Here is a 17,755-nt window from a genome sequence, read left to right on the forward strand (position 1 = left end):
GCCATGGCGCAGATTCAGTCGCAACTCGACCCGCGCAGCGAAGCGTACGCGCGCAACCGCGCCGCCATGCTCGCCGCCATCGAGCAAGTGCAGCAGCTTGAACAGAACCTGTTGAACAAGGCCGCCGAAGCCAAAGACAAATTCAGCAAACGCGGGCAACTGTTGCCCCGCGAGCGCTTGAACCTGTTGCTCGACCCCGGCGCGCCGTTCCTCGAACTGGCCAGCCTCGCCGGCTACAAGTTGCATGACGACAAGGACGGCAGTTCGGCCGGTGGCGGGCTGATTGCCGGCATCGGTTACGTCTGCGGAATTCGCGCGATGGTGGTCGCCAACAACAGCGCGATCAAGGGCGGCACGATCTCGCCGAGCGGCCTGAAAAAATCCCTGCGCCTGCAACAGATCGCCCGGGAAAACAAACTGCCGATGATCACCCTCGCCGAAAGCGGCGGTGCCAATCTCAACTACGCGGCGGAGATTTTTGTCGAAGGCGCGCGCAGCTTCGCCAATCAGGCGCGCATGTCGGCAATGGGTTTGCCGCAGATCACCGTGGTGCACGGCTCGGCCACGGCGGGCGGCGCCTATCAACCGGGGCTGTCGGATTACGTCGTGGTGGTGCGCGGCAAGGCCAAGCTGTTTCTCGCCGGCCCACCATTGCTCAAAGCCGCCACCGGCGAAGTCGCCACAGATGAAGAACTCGGTGGCGCCGAAATGCACGCGCAGGTCGCCGGCACCGCTGAATATCTCGCCGAGAACGATGCCGACGGCATACGCCAGGTCCGCGAAATAATGCGCATGCTGCCATGGAATGAACAGCTGCCCTGGCTGCCGGAGCCGCCATACAACGAACCGCTCTACCCCATCGACGAACTGCTGGGGTTGATCCCGGATGATGCAAAAAAGCCCTACGACGTACGCGAAATCATCGTGCGGATCGCCGATGAGTCGGACTTTCTCGAGTTCAAGGGCGAGTTCGATCAGCAAACCATTTGCGGCCAATTGAAAATCCAGGGCCGCGCCTGCGGTTTCATCGGCAACAACGGCCCGATCACCCCGCAAGGTGCGAGCAAGGCCGCGCAGTTCATCCAGCTGTGCGATCAGAGCCAGACGCCGCTGCTGTTTTTCCACAACACCACGGGTTTCATGGTCGGGACCGAATCGGAACAGCAAGGCGTGATCAAACACGGCTCGAAACTGATCCAAGCGGTGGCCAATGCACGGGTGGCGAAACTGACCATCGTCGTCGGCGGTTCCTACGGTGCCGGCAATTATGCGATGTGCGGGCGCGGTCTCGATCCGCGTTTCATCTTCGCCTGGCCCAACAGTCGCACAGCAGTGATGGGCGGCGCGCAGGCCGGCAAGGTTTTGCGCATCGTTACCGAAGCGAAACAGCTCAAGGACGGCATCGAGCCCGATCCGAAAATGCTCGACATGCTTGAGCAGATGACCGCGCAGAAACTCGACAGCCAGTCCACCGCACTGTACGGCAGCGCCAACCTGTGGGACGACGGCCTGATCGACCCACGCGACACCCGCACCCTGCTTGGCTACTTGCTGGATATCTGCCACGAAGCCGACAGGCGTACGTTGCAACCCAACAGCTTCGGCGTCAGCCGCTTCTGACCGCCACGGATCCTACGGAGAACAACAACAATGATCTTCACCCCGGAACACGAAGCCCTGCGCCGCACCGTCCGCCAATTCGTCGCGCATGAAATCAATCCGCACGTCGAAGAATGGGAAAAGGCCGGGCGCTTTCCCATTCACGAGATTTTCCGCAAGGCTGGCGAGCTGGGTCTGCTGGGCATTTCCAAGCCGGAAAAATTCGGCGGCATGGGCCTCGATTACAGCTATTCGATTGTCGCCGCCGAAGAGTTCGGCACCATTCATTGCGGCGGGATTCCGATGTCGATCGGCGTGCAGACCGACATGTGCACTCCCGCCCTCGCCCGCTTCGGCTCCGATGAACTGCGCGAAGAGTTCCTGCGCCCGGCCATCACGGGCGAACAGGTCGGTTGCATCGGCGTTTCCGAAGTCGGCGCCGGCTCCGATGTCGCCGGGCTGAAAACCACAGCGCGCAAGGACGGCGACGACTACGTGATCAACGGCAGCAAAATGTGGATCACCAACTCGCCGAGCGCCGATTTCATCTGCCTGCTGGCCAACACCTCCGACGACAAGCCGCACATCAACAAGTCGCTGATCATGGTGCCGATGAATACCCCGGGGATCAGCCTCAGCTCGCACTTGGACAAGCTCGGCATGCGCAGCTCGGAAACCGCCCAGGTGTTCTTCGATAACGTGCGCGTGCCGCAGCGCAACCGCATCGGCCATGAAGGCGCGGGGTTCATGATGCAGATGCTGCAGTTCCAGGAAGAACGCCTGTTCGGCGCGGCGAACATGATCAAGGGCCTGGAATATTGCATCGACAGCACCATCGAGTACTGCAAGGAGCGCAAGACCTTCGGCAACGCGCTGATCGACAACCAGGTCATCCACTTCCGCCTCGCCGAACTGCAGACCGAAATCGAATGCCTGCGCGCCTTGGTCTATCAGGCCACCGAGCAGTACATCAAAGGCCAGGACGTCACCCGCCTGGCCTCCATGGCCAAACTCAAGGCCGGGCGCCTCGGCCGCGAAGTCAGTGACAGCTGCCTGCAATATTGGGGCGGCATGGGTTTCATGTGGGACAACCCGGTGGCCCGCGCCTATCGCGATGTGCGTCTGGTGTCGATTGGCGGCGGCGCCGACGAAATCATGCTGGGCATCATCTGCAAACTGATGGGCATCCTGCCGGGGAAAAAGAAATGAGCGGCCTGCCGGATTGCCACACGCTGGTGCTGGAACTGCATGGCGGCGTGCTGCACATCACTCTCAACCGCGCGGACAGCCGCAACGCGATGAGCCTGCAAATGGTCGCCGAACTGCGCGCGGTGCTCGCGGCGATACGCGATGACCGCGCGGTGCGCGCCCTGGTGCTCAGCGGCGCCGGCGGGCATTTCTGCGCCGGTGGCGACATCAAGGACATGGCCAATGCCCGGGCCCAAGGCGCGGAGGCTTATCGCGATTTGAACCGGGCGTTTGGCGCGTTGCTGGAACAAGCCCAGCAGGCGCCGCAAGTGCTGATCACTGTGCTGCAAGGCGCCGTGCTCGGCGGCGGATTCGGTCTGGCCTGTGTCAGCGATATCGCTTTGGCCGATCACAAGGCGCAGTTCGGGTTGCCGGAAACCAGCCTCGGCCTGATCCCGGCGCAAATCGCGCCGTTCGTGGTGCAACGGATCGGTTTGACCGAAACCCGCCGACTCGCGCTAACGGCGGCGCGTTTCGATGGCGCCGAGGCGCAACGTCTGGGGCTGGTGCATTTCGTTGAACAGGATGCGCAGGCGCTGGCCGAGCGGCTGGATGAGGTGTTGCAACAGGTGCTGCGCTGCGCGCCGCAAGCGAATGCGATGACCAAGAAATTGCTGTTGGCGAGTGCCGGGCAGCCGTCGAATGAATTGCTCGATGACGCGGCGCAGTGGTTCAGCGCGGCAGTGACTGGAGACGAAGGCATCGAGGGGACTATGGCTTTTGTGCAAAAGCGCAAACCGCGGTGGGTCAACTAAAAGCTTCGCGAGCAGGCTCGCTCCCACAGGTCGAAATTGCATTGCAAATGTGGGAGCGAGCCTGCTCGCGAAGAGTCCATCCAACCCACCGCAAAAACCTCAGGAAACCCCACCATGCCCGCCATCCACAAATCCCGGGTCGAAATGCATTCCAAATGTGGGAGCGAGCCTGCTCGCGATGAGGCCATCACATTCACCGCCATCATTTCAGGAACCCCACCATGCCCGCCATTCAGAAAATCCTGATCGCCAACCGCGGTGAAATCGCCTGCCGCATCCAGCGCACGGCCCAGGCCTTGGGCTATCGCACCGTCGCCGTGTTCAGCGACGCCGACGCCGATGCGCTACACGTACAAATGGCCGACCAAGCCGTGCCTATCGGCGCGGCGCCGGTGCAGCAGTCGTACCTCAACATTGCGGCGATCCTCGACGCCGCCCGGCGCAGCGGTGCCGATGCCATTCACCCCGGCTACGGCTTCCTCTCGGAAAACGCCGATTTCGCCCGCGCCTGCGCCGAAGCCGGGCTGATCTTCATCGGCCCCAGCGCCGAAGCGATCGAGTTGATGGGCAGCAAACGCCTGTCGAAGATCGCCATGCTTGATGCCGGCGTTCCATGCATCGCCGGCTACCAGGGCGCAGCGCAGGACGACGCGACCCTGGTGGCCGAAGCAGAGCGCATCGGTTATCCGCTGATGATCAAGGCCAGCGCCGGTGGTGGCGGACGCGGCATGCGCCTGGTGCACGAGGCCAGCGAACTGGCGGCGCAACTGCGCACGGCCCGTTCCGAAGCGCTGAACGGTTTCGGCAGTGACGAACTGATCCTCGAACAGGCATTGATCGAACCCCGCCATGTGGAAGTGCAGCTGTTCGGCGACCAGCACGGCCATCTGGTGTACCTCGGCGAACGCGATTGCTCGATCCAGCGCCGCCATCAGAAAGTCATTGAAGAAGCACCCTGCCCGGTGATGACCGCCGAGCTGCGCCAGGCCATGGGCGAGGCGGCGCTCAAGGCCGGGCGCGCGGTGGATTACGTCGGCGCTGGCACCGTAGAGTTTCTGCTCGACGCGCGCGGGCAGTTCTACTTTCTGGAGATGAACACGCGCCTGCAGGTCGAACACCCGGTGACAGAAATGATCACTGGACTTGATCTGGTCGCGTGGCAGTTGCTGGTCGCCGAAGGCCAGCCGCTACCGCTGACGCAGGAACAGATCCGCCTCGACGGTCACGCCATGGAAGTGCGCCTCTACGCTGAAGATCCTGCCGCAGACTTTCTCCCGCAAACCGGCCGAATTGCGGCGTGGCATCCAGCATCGGACCACGGCGCGCGCATCGATCACGGTCTGCTTGAAGGTCAGTCAGTCAGCCCGTTCTACGATCCAATGCTGGGCAAACTGATCGCCCACGGCGCCACGCGTGAAGAGGCGCGGCGCAAGCTGTTGCGTGCGGTGCAGGACACCGTGCTGCTCGGGGTGCAGAGCAATCAACGTTTGCTCGAAGGCCTGCTGCAACATCCGCAGTTCATCAGTGGCGATTTCAGCACCGCTTTCATCCAGCAGCACTTTTCCAGCCACGCCAGTCTCAACGCCCATGTGCCGACGGCGGAGCAACTGGCGATTGCCGTGGTGTTGTTCTATCAGGCCAGCGCCCTGCCCCATCGCCCGCCGCTGAACGGCTGGCGCAACAACGCCAGCGTGCCGTTGCACTATCGACTGGGCAGTGACGAGCAGGACTGGGCGCTATCGGTGCTCGCGCGCAAATCCGGCGAATGTGTCGTGCAACTGGGCGAGCGCACGCTGGAGTTGAAAATCATCGAGCACACCGCGCAGTCGGTGAGCCTGGAAATCGACGGCCTGCGCCAGCGCCATGCCTATCGACTGCACGACGGGCAGCTGTGGCTGTTCACCCATCCGGGCAGCCTGCGCCTGGAGGATCGAACTCATGCGCTGATCGACAGTCAGACCAGCGTCGCCTCCGGCACACTGAAAGCACCGATGGACGGTGCGATTGTCGACGTGCTGGTCAGCGAGGGCAGTACGGTCAGCAAGGGACAATTGCTGGTGGTGCTAGAGGCTATGAAAATGGAGCACCCGCTGAAAGCCGGCATCGATGGCGTGCTCAAACGGGTGCAAGTGAAGGTCGGCGATCAGGTAAAAAATCGTCAGGTTCTGTTGCAGGTCGAGTAGTCGCCCGGGCACAAGCGCGGGGTTTGACTACGCTCTGATAAATCAGAACGCGGAAATCAGGAACCCTGCGATGCCCCATTGGCTGGTCATAGATCTGGAAGCCACCACAGACGAGGGTGGCTGGCCGGTGACGGAAATGGAAATTATCGAGATCGGTGCGACGCTGGTCGATCGTGCCGGGCGCGAGCAGGATCACTTCCAGCGCTTCGTCAAACCGACCCGCCGTCCATTGCTGACGCCGTTCTGTCGGGAGCTGACGCACATCACCCAGGCCAATATCGATTCTGCGCAACCGCTGAGCGAAGTCTGGCCGGCCTTCGAGCGCTGGCTGGCGCAGCATCAGGCCCGCCTTGAAGGCTGGGCCAGTTGGGGCGGTTACGATCGCCAGCAATTGCTGCAGGAGTGGCAGCGCCTGAACATCGACAGCGGCCTGAGCAAAGTCCCGCACATGAACCTCAAACAACGCTTCGCCAAGGCCCGACGCCTGGAGCGACCGCTGGGGCTCAACGGCGCGTTGCAACTGGCCGGCATGCAGTTTTCCGGACAGCAACATCGAGCCCTGGAAGATGCCCGCAACACCGCTCGGTTGTTGCCACTGGTTCTGCCGCTATAGGCGCGTGACGGCGCGAAAAGCCTTGTGCATACTGGCCGCCCCCCTTTTAAGCCCTTTTCGAGGAATCCGCCCATGTTTAAAGTCAACGAGTACTTCGACGGCACCGTCAAGTCGATCGCCTTTGGCACCGCTGAAGGTCCGGCGACCATCGGCGTCATGGCCCCGGGCGAATACGAATTCGGCACCAGCCAGCGCGAGATCATGCACGTGGTGTCCGGCGCGCTGAGCGTAAAACTGCCAGACAGCAGCGACTGGGAAACCTTCGCCGCCGGCAGCCAGTTCAACGTCCCGGCCAACAGCAAGTTCCAGCTGAAAGTCGCCGTCGATACCGCTTACCTGTGCGAATACCGCGGCTGATCCCGCCGGTTTCACAGCGCAAAAAAATGCCCGTGTTCAGAAGACACGGGCATTTTTCATTTCAGCGACAGCCTATTCGAGAATTTCAACCGGCATGCCGACTTCCAGGCGGCCGTTGCTGTCGTTGACCAGGTTCTGTCCGAACATCGCGCCGTCGGCGGTGCTGCGGTGTTTCTGCAGCGTCGCGAACGGCTCGCGATCGGTGCTGCGCTCACCGGTTCGCGGGTCGACGGTGGTCATGATGCAGCGCGCGCACGGCTTGACCACGCGCAATTCGATGTCGCCGATGCGAATACGTTTCCAGTTGTCCTCGGCGTAAGGCGCGCTGCCCTCGATGACCAGATTCGGGCGGAAGCGCAGCATCTCCAGCTCTCGTCCTACCGTTTCCGAGAGCGCCAGCCGCGAGGCTTCGCCGATCAGCAGCAACGGATAACCGTCGGCGAACGCCACTTGATCATCGTCCCTGCCGAATCCCGCTTGCGTGGTGCGCGCTCGCTCCAGTGGCATTTGCACCAGACGTGTCGGTTTGCCGAGGAAGTCGCTGACAAAACGCGCGGCTTGATCACCGGCGTCCGGTACACGCAGGGTGTCACGCCAGATCGTCACCCCGCGCAGCTCGGCGTCGACCGCAGGCAACGGGACTTCGATGGAGCCCTGGTCTGGAGCGCTCAGGGTCAGACCGCCGCTGGCATTCCATAATGCCGACAACTGACTCATTTTCGCTTCGGCACGCTGGGTCAGAAAGCGGCCGCTGGCCTCGTCCACCAACATCCAGCGTCGGTCGCCCGCCAGCCCCAGCTTGTCCAGCTCGATGCTTTGCAGCATTTCGCCCTTGCCGGATTTCAACGGGTAACGATAAAGCGCGCTCAGACGCAGCATGGCCAGCTCCCTGATGGAAAAACGCCACCCTATACGAGCTTCAATGCTGAATCAAAGCCGTAGTGGGTTTGAACATATCTGTTGTGGGAGCGAGCCTGCTCGCGAACGCGCAGGCTCAGACAGCATTGATGGTGAATGTGCCGGCGTCTTCGCGAGCAGGCTCGCTCCCACAGGAAGCAAAATTTGCGTGTTTCACGCCGGCACGGCGTCGAGCATCAGACGCTGGCGCACCACATCGACCAGTTTGTCCGGCTGGAATTTGGAGAGGAAGTTGTCGCAACCGACCTTCTTCACCATCGAGTCGTTGAAACTGCCGGACAGCGAGGTGTGCAGCACGACGTACAACCCACGCAAACGCGGGTCATTACGAATTTCCGTGGTCAGACGATAGCCGTCCATTTCCGGCATTTCCGCGTCGGTGAAGATCATCAGCAGTTTGTCAGTCATGTGCACGCCGGTATCAGCCCAGGCCTTGAGCATGTTCAAGGCTTTCAAGCCATCGCTGGCGATGTGCATTTTCACCCCGAGCTGGCCGAGGGTATCGCGCAATTGCGAAAGCGCCACGTTGGAGTCGTCCACCAGCAACACTTCGCGGCCACGGGCGCGTTCGAGTACCGGATCGTCGAGTTTCTCGCGCGAGACCTTGGCGTTGTACGGGACGATTTCGGCGAGAACTTTCTCGACGTCGATGATCTCTACCAGTTGATCGTCGACCTTGCTGATCGCGGTCAGATAATGCTGACGGCCAGCACTGGTCGGCGGCGGCAGAATGGCTTCCCAGTTCATGTTGACGATGCGGTCGACACCGCCGACGAGGAAAGCCTGCACCGAACGGTTGTATTCGGTGACGATGATAGTGCTGTTCGGGCCCGGCACCAGTGGGCGCATCCCGATTGCCTGGGACAGGTCGATCACCGGCAATGTCTGCCCGCGCAGATTGACCACGCCGCAAACAAAGGGGTGGCGCTGCGGCATGAGGGTCAGCTTCGGCAGCTGCAGCACTTCCTGAACCTTGAACACGTTGATCGCGAACAACTGGCGTCCAGCCAGGCGAAACATGAGGATTTCCAGGCGATTCTCACCCACCAGTTGCGTGCGTTGGTCTACCGTGTCGAGAATGCCGGCCATCAATGACTCCTGGGCTTGTTCTGATGAATTCACTATTAAGGTTTATCGGCTGCATTCAGCTAATCTTGATTGCTGTAAACCACCCAGTAAAAATGCCATAAATGGTCATTGATGTCACACTGACATCATGGTTTACTGGCATTCGTGATTTCATCTGCTAGATTCATTGCGGCGCGACCTCGGTTTGCACGTTAGGTTCCCGCGCCTAAGGGATTCCCCTAGGATCAATCAGGCCCAACCTGATATTCGCCATTTCCAATAGCCATTACTGTGACGCCATTCTCATTGCATGAACGGAGTCAGGCTATTGTGTGCGATCGCAACCCGGTGGCAACCCACCCCTTGGAACCCCTCAGTCTGTGCACCTGCACGACCGGGCGCGATCTGCCGACGATTCACGATCGGCGCCACACACGGCCATCCGTCAACCAACACGACGTGGTGGAGATAAACATGCCAATCGACCGTAAAGACTGGGCGCAACGCTTCCCCGAATTTCTGGTCGAGGCTGAAACGCTGCTCGCCAAGTCCGAAGAGTGCCTGAACCATCTGCAACTGATCAGCAATGACAAGGATGCCATCGACTGCATGCTTGGCACCCTGCTCAAGCTGGCAGGCAGAGCCGACGCGCTGGCACTGGAAGCGATTTCCGAGTTTTCCCTGCATATCTACAGCCTGCTGAACTTGCCGCAGGATTGCGTCGATCTGCACGAACAGGCCCTCGATGCCTTGCGCGACTGTTTCACCCTGATGGCATGGCAGCTTGAGCTGGTCGACCATAAAACCGGGCAACTGAGCCTGGATGAAAGCGAGCAGGCAACCTTGCTCGAAGCCTTCGCCGCACAAATGGGTCAAGACACGTTTGAGCCAAAGATGATCAGCAAACGTTTGCTCTCTTCGGCTCTTACGGCGCGCCAGGCTTGAAGAAATGGGTCGCGATATTGTCGTAATTGAATAGTTCATACCTGCCAGCGACAATCCGGGTGAAATAATCAGCGCGACCAACGGTTAATTTCCATGTGCCGACCTCAGGGTTTCCCTGTTTGCCCCCAGCGACACTTCCAGGCACATCGACGTCGTCCAAAATACAACAACCCCAACCTTTTCCATTATGGAACTTGCGTCCACGATCCGCTATTTCCTGATCGTACAGACACATATAGCAACCGCGACCAACGGTATGTTAAGTGGTATTATGCCGCCGGTTAGTTGCCTGCCAGTTAATGGCAAAGTGACTGCAATGCTTCAGTACCGATGTTATTGCCAGTCAATGATTGCTTAACGAATGCGGTTTGAATCAATAACATAATTGACAGTATTTCCACACAGAGATCCGCCAGTCACCGGTCGGTCTGCCCGCAGCGAACATCCATTGGCTCCATCCGTTATGCACGCCAGTCTCAAGTCACTTACTACATGGCCACCCTCGCGGGAAAACGCTCGGCGCTTCACACTTGTGCTGTGTGTCCTGGCGACCCTTGGCAGTCTGCTGGCCTATGTCTTGTCGGCCCGGATCCCGCTGGGTTTGCTGGTACTCGACTTCGCCGCCACCGCTTGCGTCTGGGTGCAATACAGGTTGTCGCGCAAATCGATCAAATTCCAGCCGCAAGAACTGGCCGATCGACTGTTGCAAGTCCAGGAAAACGAACGTCACCGGCTTAGCCGCGAATTGCATGATGATATCGGCCAATTGCTGACCGCCGCCAAGCTGCAGAGCGACTGGCTCAAACGCCGCCTGCCGGAGGATCTGCAGGAGCAATGCGCAGTGCTCTGCGACACACTGGATGAAACCCTGACCAAGGTGCGTGACGTCTCGGCGATTCTCAATCCACGTCAATTGACCAGCCTGGGCCTCGAAGCGAGCCTGCGTGCGCACTTGCTCAAGACACTGGCCAACACGCCGGTCAACTGGAGTCTCGATTGCCAGCAACGGCTCAACGGCATTCCCGAGGAAATGGCCGTCGCGGCGTTTCGCATCGCTCAGGAGGCCGTGACCAACATCTTGCGGCATGCACAGGCGAAAAACCTGTTGATTCGGGTACAGCGTCTGCCGCAAGGTCTGACTCTGCTGATCAGCGATGACGGCCTCGGTTTCGCCCCGGCGGCCGACCCGGCCAGAGAAGGTCAACGCGGCATGGCCGGAATGGCCGAGCGCATCGAACAACTGGGTGGCACATTGAGCATCACTAGCGAGCCGGGCAAAGGCACTCGAATCGAAGCACTTTTCCCTTGGGCGCCTCGAGCGCTCGAACGGGCCAGTACGAATAAGGTTATGCGTTGACTTGTAACTTACTTCTGGTGGATGACCACTCGCTGATCAGGGCCGGCGTTCGCGCTCTGGTACTGGATATTCCCGGTTACGCGGTAATCGGCGAAGCCAACGATGGTTCGCAGCTGCTCGAAATGGTCGAGCAACTCAGTCCTGATATCGTATTACTGGATATCTCGATGAGAGAGACCGGTGGACTGGAGGCTCTGCAGCGCCTCAAGCGCGTGCGTCCGCAGAGCAAGGTCTTGATTCTGTCGATGCACACCGACCCCGCGCTGATCATGCAGGCGCTGGAGTCCGGCGCCCATGGCTACCTGCTGAAGGACACCACGGCGACTGAGCTTGAGCACGCGCTGGATGCCCTGCGCAACAACGAACGCTACCTGAGCCCGGCCATCGCCCATACCGTGATCAACCAGGCGTTGACGCGCAACCAGAAAAATCAGCCGGACATCGCCGACTCGCACAATCTGACCGCACGCCAGCTGGAAATCCTCAGGTTGATCGTGCGAGGCAAATCCACCCGGGAAATCGCCAACGGCCTGGGCTTGAGCGTCAAGACCGTAGAAACCCACCGCGCGCAGATCATGAAACGCCTGCAAATCTACGACGTCGCGGGTCTGGTGCTGTTCGCCGTTCGTGAGCAGATCATCAGCCTTGATGACTGATCGGCGTTTGCTGCGTCAATAAGGGCGAGTCTTTCGGCAGGTGCACCTGCAACGCGGCAGGTTTGGCCACAAACCGCAGACTGTCGCCTTCCAGCGGCTCGCCGTCGAGATTGATGCTCAGCCCTTCGGCAACCTTGATCTCGACCCACGGCAACCTCGCCCGCACGAACATGTTGTCCAGACCAAATCCCTCGCTCAACAGATTCTTCAGCGTCCCGACCAGTTCCTGAGGTGCCGGCAAGATGCTGATGTCCAGCAAACCGTCGTCGACCCGTGCCTCGGGGCACAACACATGGCCACCTCCGGCCTGCCGACCATTACCGATCCCCAGCGCCAGCAGGTCGCCTTGCCAATGGAAATCGGGGCCCTGCAGCTCGCCATATGCCGCATGCAATTCACTGAAACGGGTCAGGCCGGTAAACAGGTAAGCGGCGCCGCCCAAGACTTTTTTCAAGTCTTCCGACGTATTGGCAGTGACCTGACTGCCGAATCCTCCAGTGGCCATATTCAGAAAAATCTGCCCGCCCACTTCGCCAAGATCGATGTCTGAAGGTTCAACATCCAGCAGCTCAAGGGCTTCGGCAGGTTCCAGCGAAATGCCAGCGGCGCGGGAGAAATCGTTGGCTGTCCCCAGCGGCAGCAGGACCAGACTGGCCTTATGCGGTTGTTGAGCCAGTGCTTCGGCAATATCGCGCAAGGTGCCGTCGCCGCCGCCGGCAATGATCTTCGTGTAGCCGGCGGCCAACGCCTCCTCTACCAAGCGCTGGGCGTCCCCCGCTTCCCAGGTCAGTCGAACGGCGAGTTCCCACCCCAGCTCACGCCTGGCTTCGACGGCAGCCCGGACACCCTCGTTGAGTGCCTGTTTGCCATGCAAAATCAACAGTGCCCGGCGTTCACTCATAACGTCACTCCAAGAATTGAATCGGTTGAAACATCTTGACCGCTGCGCGACGTAAAAAAGCCACGCGATTGCTAATTAATTCCGTTGATAAAAGCCGGCGTGCTACAGAGCGGTATCTTTTCTTACGAAACAAGAGGAATCGGCTTAATTGACCACGCCTGACCATTGGGTCACCGTGTGCTGGCAGCATCAACCTTCAACCCAACAACACAAGGATGTGCCGGAAATGAACGGATACCCCCCGATTCTTCTTCATGAATCACAAGATGGAACAGCCAGCAGCAAACAGACAACTGAGGCGTTCGGCGAGTACTTTCATGCAAAACCATGAAACCAAGGCACCGGTGAGCCCGGTCGCCGATCTCTCCGAAAGTCGTGCCAATAAAAAATCCGATTTCTGTAACAGCGCCAAGCCCACTGGAGAGTTTGATATGGAACCCCGTGTCAGCGAGCTGGAAACCCACTTCAAATATATGCGCCGCGACATGGACGAAGTGCTCAATGATGTTCGAACTATAAAACACCGTCTGGCGTATTCGGCGGGTGCAACGGCTGTACTGCTGGGTCTGCTGGGCTGGGTGGGCAACAGCCGATTCGACCAGTTGGTCACGCTGATCAGCAACTGACCGAATGAATCATTGCACGCGCCGCCTGTTGCAGCCGACGCGTGCATGGCAAGGCCGGCTATCCCAGCAGATCACTCAGCGGAATGAAGCTCACTTCTTCACCCTCGCTCAGCGTACGGCCCTCTCGAACTTCCACCAATCCGTCTGCCCACGCCGCGCTACGCAGCACGCCAGAGCTCTGGTTGCGATAAATGGTGGCCCGTCCTTTTTCCAGACGCCCGCGCAGATATTCGCGGCGGTTTCCGGCCACTGGCCAGACAAAGCCCGCAGGCACGGCAAACCTGAGAGGTTCGACGTCCTGCACACCCATGCGTCGCAAAAGATAAGGCTGCGTCAGCAATGCGAACGTCACCAGTGTGGAAGCAGGATTGCCAGGCAGACCGATGACCGGCACATTGCGGAAATACCCGACCGTTAGTGGTTTCCCCGGCTTGATGGCCAGTTTCCACAGGGCCAGCTCACCTTCTTCGCGTAATGCGATACCGAGAAAGTCAGCTTCACCGACCGAAACACCGCCGGTAGAAAGAATCAGATCGACATTTTGCAACTCACCGAGCCGGGCCCGAGTGGCAGCCAGATCGTCCGGGAGGATTCCGCCATCGATGACTTCACATCCAAGACGCTGCAGCCAACTGCACAGAAGCACGCGATTGCTGTTGTAGATCTGGCCCGGCCCCAACGGCTTCCCTGGTTCAACCAGTTCATCACCGGTGGACAATACCGCTACGCGCGGCTTGCGCACGACGTTGAGGCCAGCACAGCCAAGCGAAGCCGCCAAGCCCTGTTCAATCGGTCCCAATCGGGTGCCTGCCTGCAGAACCATTTCACCGACTGTGGTTTCCTGGCCTTGCGGACGAATGTTCTGCCCGGCTTTCAAAGGCTCGAGGAAACGCACCCGGCCATCGGCCTGAACGTCGGCGTTTTCCTGCATCTCGACGCAGTCGGCACCCGGTGGCAGCGGTGCCCCGGTGAAGATCCGCGCGCAAGTACCAGGCTCGAGCGGTTCCGGAGACTGTCCGGCAAATACTTTCTGACTGACCGGCAGTGGCTCGCCTTGCCAGTCGGCCAGGTTCAAGGCGTAGCCGTCCATCGCGCTGTTCGGCCACGGCGGCAGATCCAGTGTCGAGATCAGATCTTCAGCCAGTACCCGTCCTTCGACTTGAGCCAGCGGCAAGTGCTCGCACTCGACAATGCGCGACGCATCGGCCATGTCCAGCAAACGCTCAAGCGCCGTTTCGACGGGCAGCAAACTGCCGGTCTTGCCTGGCTTACCCACGGGATTCACAAGGCGCCGCCTGCTTCAGATGCGTGACGAAGTTGCACGGACGATGACGGGCGTCCAGTTGCTCAGCGAGGATGCCGTCCCATCCGGTGCGCACCGCATTGGTCGAACCCGGCAGGCAGCACACCAGCGTACCGTTGGCCAGACCTGCCAGGGCACGGGACTGCACGGTCGAAGTGCCGATATCGGCCACGGAGATCTGGCGGAACAGTTCGCCGAATCCGTCGACCTGCTTGTCCAGCAGGCATGCTACCGCCTCGGGTGTACTGTCACGCCCGGTGAAGCCGGTGCCGCCAGTGATCAGCACAACCTGAACCACATCGTCGGCAATCCAGTTGGCGACTTGCGCGCGAATTTTATACAGATCATCTTTAAGCAGAACGCGCTCCGCCAGCGCGTGACCGGCCGCGATCAAGCGATCGACGAAGACCTGCCCGGAGGTGTCGGTTTCCAGGGTTCGGGTGTCGCTGACAGTCAGCACCGCAATATTGAGCGGCACGAAAGGTACATCAGCCTTGGCTTTCATAGGCTCTTCCAGTTGTAGGGGAAACAGCCCGGTGTTATATCACAGCGGCCCATTTTTCCGCCGCCCCTCTGGAGAGTCGTCATGCCCCCGAACAGCCCATTGCCGCCCTGCTCCGTCCTGCTTCTGGCCGGTGGACGCGGTCAACGCATGGGCGGTCAGGACAAGGGACTTATCGAATGGCAGGGCGAGCCGCTGATCGCGCATTTGCAGCGCAAGGTACGGTCGCTGACCGACGATCTCATCATTTCGTGCAACCGTAACCGCGAGCGTTATGCCACGTTTGCCGATCAGTTGGTCATCGATGACGAAGGCGATTTCCCGGGCCCCCTGGCCGGTATTCGTGCAGGGCTGAAAGCGGCGCGCCATGCGCATCTGCTGGTGTTGCCGTGTGATGTGCCGCGAATCGACAAGGCCTTGCTGCAAGACATGCTCTTCACTGCCGATCAGCAAAGTGAAAAACCTTTAATGCTGCGCCACGGCGAGCACTGGGAACCGCTGCTGTGTGTGATTCCGGTAGCTTTGTCACCGGCCTTCGAAACGGCCTGGCACGCTGGTGAACGCAGTCCCGGACGGGTGATGCGCAGTCTCGACGCGGTCGCATTGCAATGCCCCGACAAAGATCCGCGACTGGCCAACCTCAACACCCCCGAATTGTTACATCTGCATAACACTGTGTCAGACTGACATTATCCAAGGAACTCTCACGCCTTGTTTACGTCTCAAGCTCAGTAACCAGAAGATTTCCCATTCGGAGACACACTCATGACTCAACGGACCCTCGCCACTTTCATGCTCGCACTGGGCCTGGCAACCCTCGCCGGTTGCTCCTCGCCGACAGTGATCACCTTGAATGACGGTCGCGAAATCCAGGCCGTCGACACCCCGAAATACGATGATGATTCGGGCTTCTACGAGTTCCAGCAACTGGACGGCAAAGAGACCCGCATCAACAAGGATCAGGTTCGTACCGTCAAAGAGCTGTAAGGCTCCGGGTCGATACCGGATACAGAAAGCCCGCATTGCGATGCGGGCTTTTTTATGGGCGCAGCAAAAGTGCATCAGTTTTCACCACTGCAAGGTGATCCGGCTTTCGAACTCCCGTAAATCACCCGTCACCGGGTCAATGAAGCGCAAGCCCTGCGCGAGCAGCTTCAACGGATTGGCGTAGTCGTCCTCGACATCTTTCAGCACAGTCGGATAAAAAGGATCGTTGCAGATACTCGCGCCAAGCGCGGTCATGTGCACACGCAGTTGATGCTTTTTGCCGGTCACCGGAAACAGGCCATAGCGCCACAGATCGCCGTTTTTCTCACGCACCTCGACTGCCGTTTCGGTATTGCTGGCACCCGGTCCTTCCTGCATACGGAAAAATGGCTCGCCATCGACCAAGCGGCTCTTGTGCACCAGCGGGAAATTCAGCCCGGGCAGCGCCGGGGCAATCGCTTCGTAGCGCTTGTCGATCTGGCGTGTCGGAAACAGGGACTGATAAGCCGAACGGGTTTGCGGATTGGCCGAGAAAATCACCAGCCCTGCGGTGTGCCGATCAATTCTGTGCAGTGGCACCAGATGCGGATTGTCCAGCCGACGGATCAGCCGCCGCAGCAGGGTCTGTTCGACATATTCCCCGGCCGGCGTCACCGGCAGAAAATGAGGTTTGTCCGCCACCACCAGATGTTCATCGGCGTAGAGAATCGACTCGACCACCGGGATCGGTTTTTCGTCCGGTACTTCCCGGAAGTAATGAATCCGCAAGCCTTCCTTATAGGGCAAGTCCAGCGCAATTGGCTGGCCCTGGGCATCCAGCACCCGCCCCCGGGCGATCCGGTCGAGCCACTGCTCGCGCCCGACCGCACTGAAGTGCTCGCACAGGCAATCGAGGACCGTCGACCAAGGACCGGGGGGCAAGTACAACGTGCTGGCCTGATTGTGCGCAGCGGAAAATACGGGACTGGACATACGAAACAAGAATCCTCAATGCAGGCCGGCATTATCCAACACCAAGGCAAAGCCACCTAGCGCAGTTTCTTCAAGCCGGAATCGACTTGAGCGCCGCCGCTTCGGTGAACTCCTTCAGCCAGCGCAACACATCGACCGCTTCCCAACGCCCCGGGTCGTACAACGCGTACAACAGGCCCTGATAACCGACCACATCCAGTTGCTTGTGATAACCGGCGCGCTGGAACAGGGCTTCGATCTCGGCAAAGCAGGTATTGAAATGCAGCTTGTTGAACGGCGTCTTGCCTTCCGTGACCAGCCCGTCCAGGCGCAATTCGAGGACGGCCTCGCGCACCACGTCGACCGACATCCGGTTGACGCTGCTCTTCAACTGTTCGACATTGACCACGGTTCATCCCTCTGACTCGATTGCTGTATGGACATACAGTAACCGAAGAAGCCAGCGAGTGCCAACGCAAGGATGGGTTGCTGCGACCAGCGGAATGAAGAAGCCAAATCTGCGTCAGCTTAAAAACGCCACGATATCGTCTGCACTGAACGGCCAGTCCAGTTCCGCGCCAGTATCGACCCGCCGCAGTACCGGAATGCGCAAGCTGTACTTTTCGAGCCGCGATTCGTCTTCGGCAATGTCCATCAGTTCAACCAGCAGACCATGCTCGACCAAGGGCATCAGCTCGGCTTCGGCGACTTCACACAGATGACACCCGAGGGTGCCGAACAGCTGACATTCAGGAGGCATGGCGGCGTTACCGGAAAACAAGTGAG

General features: G+C 59.7%; 20 protein-coding genes. 12 read left to right on the plus strand and 8 right to left on the minus strand.

Translation table 11 applies throughout. The features are described 5' to 3' along the window. Positions 1 to 3 precede the first annotated feature (3 nt). The 6 genes from J2Y90_RS23705 (at position 4) to J2Y90_RS23730 (ending at position 6,755) form a co-directional block, all read left to right on the plus strand. Positions 4 to 1,620, plus strand: coding sequence for an acyl-CoA carboxylase subunit beta (locus J2Y90_RS23705; RefSeq protein ID WP_253503960.1), 1,617 nt, complete (start codon positions 4 to 6; stop codon positions 1,618 to 1,620). Between the two features lie 30 nt (positions 1,621 to 1,650). Beyond that, the gene (gene atuD / locus J2Y90_RS23710) at positions 1,651 to 2,808 is read left to right on the plus strand and encodes a citronellyl-CoA dehydrogenase (protein WP_253503963.1); all 1,158 of its coding nucleotides are present in this window, start codon (positions 1,651 to 1,653) and stop codon (positions 2,806 to 2,808) included. Further along, positions 2,805 to 3,602: an enoyl-CoA hydratase/isomerase family protein gene (locus tag J2Y90_RS23715; RefSeq protein WP_253503966.1), complete on the plus strand. Its 798-nt coding sequence runs from the start codon at positions 2,805 to 2,807 to the stop codon at positions 3,600 to 3,602. The genes atuD and J2Y90_RS23715 overlap by 4 nt, the downstream gene beginning before the upstream one ends. A gap of 221 nt (positions 3,603 to 3,823) precedes the next feature. After that, positions 3,824 to 5,785: an acetyl-CoA carboxylase biotin carboxylase subunit gene (locus J2Y90_RS23720; protein ID WP_253503969.1), complete on the plus strand. Its 1,962-nt coding sequence runs from the start codon at positions 3,824 to 3,826 to the stop codon at positions 5,783 to 5,785. 70 nt (positions 5,786 to 5,855) lie between these two features. Beyond that, positions 5,856 to 6,398 (plus strand): exonuclease domain-containing protein, encoded by a 543-nt coding sequence (locus tag J2Y90_RS23725; RefSeq protein ID WP_064361558.1) that lies wholly within the window; start codon positions 5,856 to 5,858, stop codon positions 6,396 to 6,398. Positions 6,399 to 6,470: 72 nt separating this feature from the next. Further along, on the plus strand, positions 6,471 to 6,755 hold the full coding sequence (locus J2Y90_RS23730) for a pyrimidine/purine nucleoside phosphorylase (protein ID WP_039759849.1): 285 nt from the start codon (positions 6,471 to 6,473) through the stop codon (positions 6,753 to 6,755). Between the two features lie 72 nt (positions 6,756 to 6,827). Here the strand turns inward: J2Y90_RS23730 and J2Y90_RS23735 are convergent, their stop codons facing one another. Together J2Y90_RS23735 and J2Y90_RS23740 are read right to left on the minus strand one after the other, a co-directional pair. Further along, the gene (locus tag J2Y90_RS23735; protein ID WP_253503972.1) at positions 6,828 to 7,634 is read right to left on the minus strand and encodes an MOSC domain-containing protein; all 807 of its coding nucleotides are present in this window, start codon (positions 7,632 to 7,634) and stop codon (positions 6,828 to 6,830) included. 192 nt (positions 7,635 to 7,826) lie between these two features. Then, positions 7,827 to 8,762, minus strand: a complete 936-nt coding sequence (locus tag J2Y90_RS23740) for a chemotaxis protein CheV (RefSeq protein ID WP_016770829.1) — start codon at positions 8,760 to 8,762, stop codon at positions 7,827 to 7,829. A 453-nt stretch (positions 8,763 to 9,215) separates the two neighbouring features. Here J2Y90_RS23740 and J2Y90_RS23745 point away from each other — a divergent pair, with 453 nt between their 5' ends. The 3 genes from J2Y90_RS23745 (at position 9,216) to J2Y90_RS23755 (ending at position 11,699) form a co-directional block, all read left to right on the plus strand. Next, positions 9,216 to 9,686 (plus strand): hypothetical protein, encoded by a 471-nt coding sequence (locus tag J2Y90_RS23745; protein WP_253503975.1) that lies wholly within the window; start codon positions 9,216 to 9,218, stop codon positions 9,684 to 9,686. A 463-nt stretch (positions 9,687 to 10,149) separates the two neighbouring features. Next, a complete protein-coding gene (locus J2Y90_RS23750) occupies positions 10,150 to 11,043 on the plus strand; it encodes a sensor histidine kinase (RefSeq protein ID WP_253505320.1) in 894 nt (297 codons plus the stop codon). Continuing rightward, entirely contained in the window at positions 11,040 to 11,699 is a 660-nt protein-coding gene (locus J2Y90_RS23755) for a response regulator (RefSeq protein WP_253503978.1), read from the plus strand. Before J2Y90_RS23750 ends, J2Y90_RS23755 begins: the two co-directional genes overlap by 4 nt. Here J2Y90_RS23755 and yegS read toward each other — a convergent pair. Next, entirely contained in the window at positions 11,683 to 12,600 is a 918-nt protein-coding gene (gene yegS / locus J2Y90_RS23760; RefSeq protein ID WP_253503981.1) for a lipid kinase YegS, read from the minus strand. The two genes, J2Y90_RS23755 and yegS, sit on opposite strands and share 17 nt — an antisense overlap. A gap of 317 nt (positions 12,601 to 12,917) precedes the next feature. On the opposite strand from yegS, the gene J2Y90_RS23765 reads away from it, so the two are divergent. Then, positions 12,918 to 13,226 carry a hypothetical protein gene (locus J2Y90_RS23765; protein WP_253503984.1) on the plus strand — a complete coding sequence of 103 codons (309 nt, stop codon included), beginning with the start codon at positions 12,918 to 12,920 and terminating at the stop codon, positions 13,224 to 13,226. A 58-nt stretch (positions 13,227 to 13,284) separates the two neighbouring features. Here the strand turns inward: J2Y90_RS23765 and J2Y90_RS23770 are convergent, their stop codons facing one another. Together J2Y90_RS23770 and moaB are read right to left on the minus strand one after the other, a co-directional pair. Beyond that, positions 13,285 to 14,511 carry a molybdopterin molybdotransferase MoeA gene (locus tag J2Y90_RS23770; RefSeq protein ID WP_253503987.1) on the minus strand — a complete coding sequence of 409 codons (1,227 nt, stop codon included), beginning with the start codon at positions 14,509 to 14,511 and terminating at the stop codon, positions 13,285 to 13,287. Next, on the minus strand, positions 14,495 to 15,034 hold the full coding sequence (gene moaB, locus J2Y90_RS23775) for a molybdenum cofactor biosynthesis protein B (protein ID WP_016770598.1): 540 nt from the start codon (positions 15,032 to 15,034) through the stop codon (positions 14,495 to 14,497). Before moaB ends, J2Y90_RS23770 begins: the two co-directional genes overlap by 17 nt. Positions 15,035 to 15,115: 81 nt before the next feature. Here moaB and mobA point away from each other — a divergent pair, with 81 nt between their 5' ends. After that, entirely contained in the window at positions 15,116 to 15,718 is a 603-nt protein-coding gene (mobA, locus tag J2Y90_RS23780; RefSeq protein WP_253503990.1) for a molybdenum cofactor guanylyltransferase MobA, read from the plus strand. A gap of 78 nt (positions 15,719 to 15,796) precedes the next feature. Further along, positions 15,797 to 16,018, plus strand: a complete 222-nt coding sequence (locus J2Y90_RS23785) for a YgdI/YgdR family lipoprotein (protein ID WP_016770600.1) — start codon at positions 15,797 to 15,799, stop codon at positions 16,016 to 16,018. Positions 16,019 to 16,099: 81 nt separating this feature from the next. On the opposite strand, the gene J2Y90_RS23790 is transcribed toward J2Y90_RS23785, so the two are convergent. The 3 genes from J2Y90_RS23790 to J2Y90_RS23800 all read right to left on the minus strand — a co-directional run bounded on the left by J2Y90_RS23790 (position 16,100) and on the right by J2Y90_RS23800 (position 17,729). After that, positions 16,100 to 16,990, minus strand: a complete 891-nt coding sequence (locus tag J2Y90_RS23790) for a pseudouridine synthase (RefSeq protein ID WP_253503993.1) — start codon at positions 16,988 to 16,990, stop codon at positions 16,100 to 16,102. Between the two features lie 70 nt (positions 16,991 to 17,060). Beyond that, positions 17,061 to 17,378 carry a hypothetical protein gene (locus J2Y90_RS23795; protein WP_016770837.1) on the minus strand — a complete coding sequence of 106 codons (318 nt, stop codon included), beginning with the start codon at positions 17,376 to 17,378 and terminating at the stop codon, positions 17,061 to 17,063. 114 nt (positions 17,379 to 17,492) lie between these two features. Further along, positions 17,493 to 17,729, minus strand: coding sequence for a glutaredoxin family protein (locus tag J2Y90_RS23800; RefSeq protein ID WP_253503996.1), 237 nt, complete (start codon positions 17,727 to 17,729; stop codon positions 17,493 to 17,495). Between the last annotated feature and the right edge of the window lie 26 nt (positions 17,730 to 17,755).

This window comes from Pseudomonas koreensis, from assembly GCF_024169245.1.
In the GTDB taxonomy this organism is placed as follows: domain Bacteria; phylum Pseudomonadota; class Gammaproteobacteria; order Pseudomonadales; family Pseudomonadaceae; genus Aquipseudomonas; species Aquipseudomonas koreensis_F.